The following is a 3,709-nucleotide window of genomic DNA, read 5'->3' on the forward strand; positions in this document are numbered from 1 at the left end:
GCGTTGACCCGCACCGCGGACTTCAGCACGGTCTCAGCCGCCCCGGTGGCCCTCCAGTAGGCGCCGTCGTCGCCCTGGGCGGTGACGGCCCGGGCCGGGGCCGCCCAGCCCAGCACGCGCCAGAGCAGCCGGATGTCGTCCTGGACGGTGACGGTGATCTGCCCGGCCTTCTCCGGGCCTTCCCCGGAGAGCCCCCGCACCGGCCCGGAGATCGTCTCGGTGCCGGCGTAGGTGACGACCATGCGAGCGCCCGGGGCCATGAGGTCGGGCACGCGCGGGTGGTCGGAGGCCACGGTGAGCTGCACCTGGCCCTGGCCGTTGTGGACGGGGGTGAAGTGCACCGCGATGGGGTCCCCGATCCAGCCGCGGCGGGTGAGGTGCTTGTCGTAGACGGCGATCCGGAAGGGAGGCTTCACGGGTTGCGCCTCCCTTCCTGGTGGTGGGGCCGGTGGTTGCTACCAGGCTCGGAGGTAGCGCGGCTCGAAGGAGCAGACGATCTCGCCGGTGCCGACCACCTCGAGGTCCAGGGAGATGTCTTCCCCGGGCGGGATGGCCACGAACTCGGCGGCGCCTAGGAGGTGGGTGACCTCTTCGGCGCCGGTGTCGGTGCGCCGGATGGCGATCTGCTGGTGTGGGCGGGTGTCGATCTCCACGGTCTGGCCCTCGAAGATCTCGAAGGGCACCTCGATCTGTAGGCCGTTGAGCCCGACCCGGACCGAGGTGGTCGGCCCGGTGATCGTCCAGGTGGGCCAGGCCTCGATGTCGCCGGTGTTGGTGACCTTGGCCCGGGCCATGGAGGACCCGGAGGAGATCCGGAAGACGGGGGCGGCCCCGTCGTTGAAGAACTCCTCCGGGGCCTCGGGAGCGAAGCGGCGGATGGTCGGGTCCCCGAGCCAGAAGGGCTCCTCGTCGGCGACCAGGGCGATCCCGTAGTTGGCCCATCCCTTGCGGAAGGGGTTGAGCGGGAAGGCAGCCGGCTCCCCGTCGAAGCGGCAGCGCAGGTAGCGGCGCTCCTGCGTCATGGGGTGCTCGACGGTCCAGGTGCCGTACTTCAGCGGCTGGAGGGTCTTCCAGAACGCCCGGTCCCAGGTGAGCCAGTCCGCGCTCGAGGTGTCGGAGTAGAGCATGATCGGCCAGAAGGCCGGCCGCGGCTGGGCGCGCCAGCCGCGGGCCCGGGCCCCGTGCACCCCGGGGGAGGTCTGGGAGTAGACCTCCCACGGGGGCGTGTCCAGGCCCTCGACGCCGTCCTTCTTCAGGATCAGCCCCGAGCGCCGCGCGGTGAGCGGGAACTCGTGACCGTTCCATCCTGTCCAGGACATGGTCAGTCCCTTGAATCGTTCGGACCCCGAGATCGGCCCGGGGACGACCAGGCCCGGGGAGGCGAAGACGACACTCATGCGCCCACCTTCCCGATCGCGCCGATGTTGGCCTGGTAGTTGGCCCGGCGCTGCTTACGGTCCAGCTCCTCGACGATGGCCTTCGGGGTGCCGAACATGTTCTCGACCTGCAGCACGGTGTTGCCTCCCATCTGGTCCTGGCGGGCCAGGACGCCGAGCGCGGCCTTGTAGGTGCGGGTCTGCTCGGGGTTGAGCACGGACTCGGGCTTGCCGGTGCGGTTTTGAATGATGTTCAGCCCCGGGGTGAGCTCCCCTCCGTTGTCGTGCAGCTTCGGCACCACAGACAGGCCGGGGCCCTTGGCGTTGCTGTCGTCTCCGCCGAGGAGACCGCCCAGGGACGTGGCCTGCTTGACCAGCCAGTCCCAGATCCCGGAGCCCAGCGTCTTGGCCATCCCGCCGACCATGTCGCCGATCACGTTGCCCTTGAACCGTCCGATGACCTTGTCCGCAATCCCGTCGACGAGCTTCTTGACGGGGTTCAGTAGGGCGTCCAGCAGGCCGCCGCCGCCGTCCCCGCCGCCGCTGGCGAAGCCGCTGCCCCCGTAAATCGCGGAGAGCGCGCGGACGTCGGCCGGCGTGACCGAGGCGTGGGCGTACATGTTGTCGTAGTTCATCATCGAGGCCGCGCCGTTGCCCCCGTGCTGGCGGGCGTTGTGCGGCAGGCCCAGGGCGTGGCCGAGCTCGTGGGCGAGCAGGACCCGCTTGGAGCGCACGGGCATCCCACCGGCGATGGAGTTGTTCAGGTAGACGTTGTGGCCTTCCTGGTAACCGGCCCACCACTGGTTCATGTGGCCGGCCCGCACGTGCACGCCGTTGGCGGCCATGGGGCCGCGCTTGACCTTGACCCGGGTGGCGCGGTCGAGCATGTTGATCGCCCCGGTCATGTCGTAGCCCGGGGCCGACCCGGCGACGTTGAAGACGCCGGAGCGGTAGATCGCGTCGCGCGGTGCGCCGACCCACGAGCCCATGCCGCCGTAGCTGGGCAGTGCCGCCCCCGGTGCCGCGTGGGCGGGGTTGAGCATGCTCAGGGCCTTGGCGCCGTGACGGTGGATGCCGTCCAGCAGGCCCGGGGCCTTCCGGTCCAGTTCCTCGGTGCGCGCGGCGTTGACCACGAACTCCTTGCCGTGGACCGGCCCACGGATCTCGTCCTTGCTCTTGCCCCCGGTGCGCCCGCCCGCCTTGAAGCCCTTGGGCATGTTCATCCGGGGCAGGTGCTTGGACTGGTCCAGGCCGACCCTCTCCATCACCTTGTTGATGTTGGCGCGCAGGCCGTCGTTGTAGACCGTGTTCACGAAGAAGTCCACCGGCCCGCGGAAGATCTCGCGCAGCTTCTGCCACTGCTTCCCGACGCCCTCCTGGGCGGCACGGAAGGCGTTCGGGATGGTCTGTCGGGCGAACTTCGTCATCGGGTCGAAGGCCTTGGTGCGGACCCAGTCCCAGACGCCGGTGATCTTGTCGCGGATCCAATCGAAGACCGGGCGCACGTGCTCCCGGTAGAGCCCGACGAAGCGCAGCCCCAGCAGGTGGAGCCGGGTCTGCATCTCCAGGCGCTTGACGTTGAACCAGTTGAGGACGTCGCCGATCTTGGTGCGCGTCCAGTCGAAGACCGGGCGCACGTGGGAGTTGTAGAGCACCAGGAACTTCAGCCCGAGCATCTGGAGCCGCATCTGCAGCTCCAGGCGCTTGACGTTGAACCAGTTGAGGACGTCGCCGATCTTGGTGCGCGTCCAGTCGAAGACCGGGCGCACATAGGAGTTGTAGAGGCCGACGAACTTCACGCCGAGGGCGGTCAGGTAGCCCTGCACCCTGATCTGGGTCACGTCGAACCAGGCCCGGAAGCCCTCGACCTTGGCCCGGGCCCAGTCGAAGGCCGGTCGGATGGCGTTGGTGTAGAGCCAGGTGAAGGCCGGGCCCAGGGTGTTGCGCACCACCCATGCCAGCCCGTCGAAGATCGTCATGATGGTGCCGACGACGACGGAGACCACGATCCGGATCCCGGTCCAGACCGGCTGCACCACGTTGGTGTTCAGCCAGGAGAAAGCCGAGCCGACCGCCGAGAGCCCGGTCTGGAAGGCCGGCACCGCGGTTCCCGCGAACCAGGACGCCACGGAGGAGGCCGCGGACTTCACGCCCTCCCAGGCGCCCATCACGATGGAGCGGAAGGTGTCCGAGTGCTTCCAGGCCAGCACGAGACCGCCGGCCAGGGCGGCGAGCGCGACGACGACGAGCCCGATCGGGTTCGCGGTCATCGCGGCGTTGAGCAGCCATTGGCCGGCGGCCGCGGCGCGGGTGGCCACGGTGGTGGCCACGAT

The 3,709-nt window shown here is 69.5% G+C and carries 3 protein-coding genes; all 3 read right to left on the bottom strand.

Annotated features, from left to right (window positions below):
* A partial coding sequence (locus ACXAGC_RS20180) for a Gp37-like protein (protein WP_474846766.1) occupies positions 1-416 on the bottom strand: 416 nt, incomplete at its 3' end.
* 39 nt (positions 417-455) lie between these two features.
* Entirely contained in the window at positions 456-1,397 is a 942-nt protein-coding gene (locus tag ACXAGC_RS20185) for a phage tail family protein (protein ID WP_474846768.1), read from the bottom strand.
* Positions 1,394-3,709: zinc metalloprotease (locus ACXAGC_RS20190; RefSeq protein WP_474846770.1), on the bottom strand; the 2,316-nt coding region annotated here is incomplete at its 5' end. The genes ACXAGC_RS20190 and ACXAGC_RS20185, both read right to left, overlap by 4 nt.

This window comes from Alteromonas sp. AWJ4_197 (genome assembly GCF_056160285.1).

Bases quoted from the DNA above. Each gene is read 5' to 3' on its own strand.
- ACXAGC_RS20185 (WP_474846768.1), bottom strand. From the start codon at position 1,397: ATGAGTGTCGTCTTCGCCTCCCCGGGCCTGGTCGTCCCCGGGCCGATC.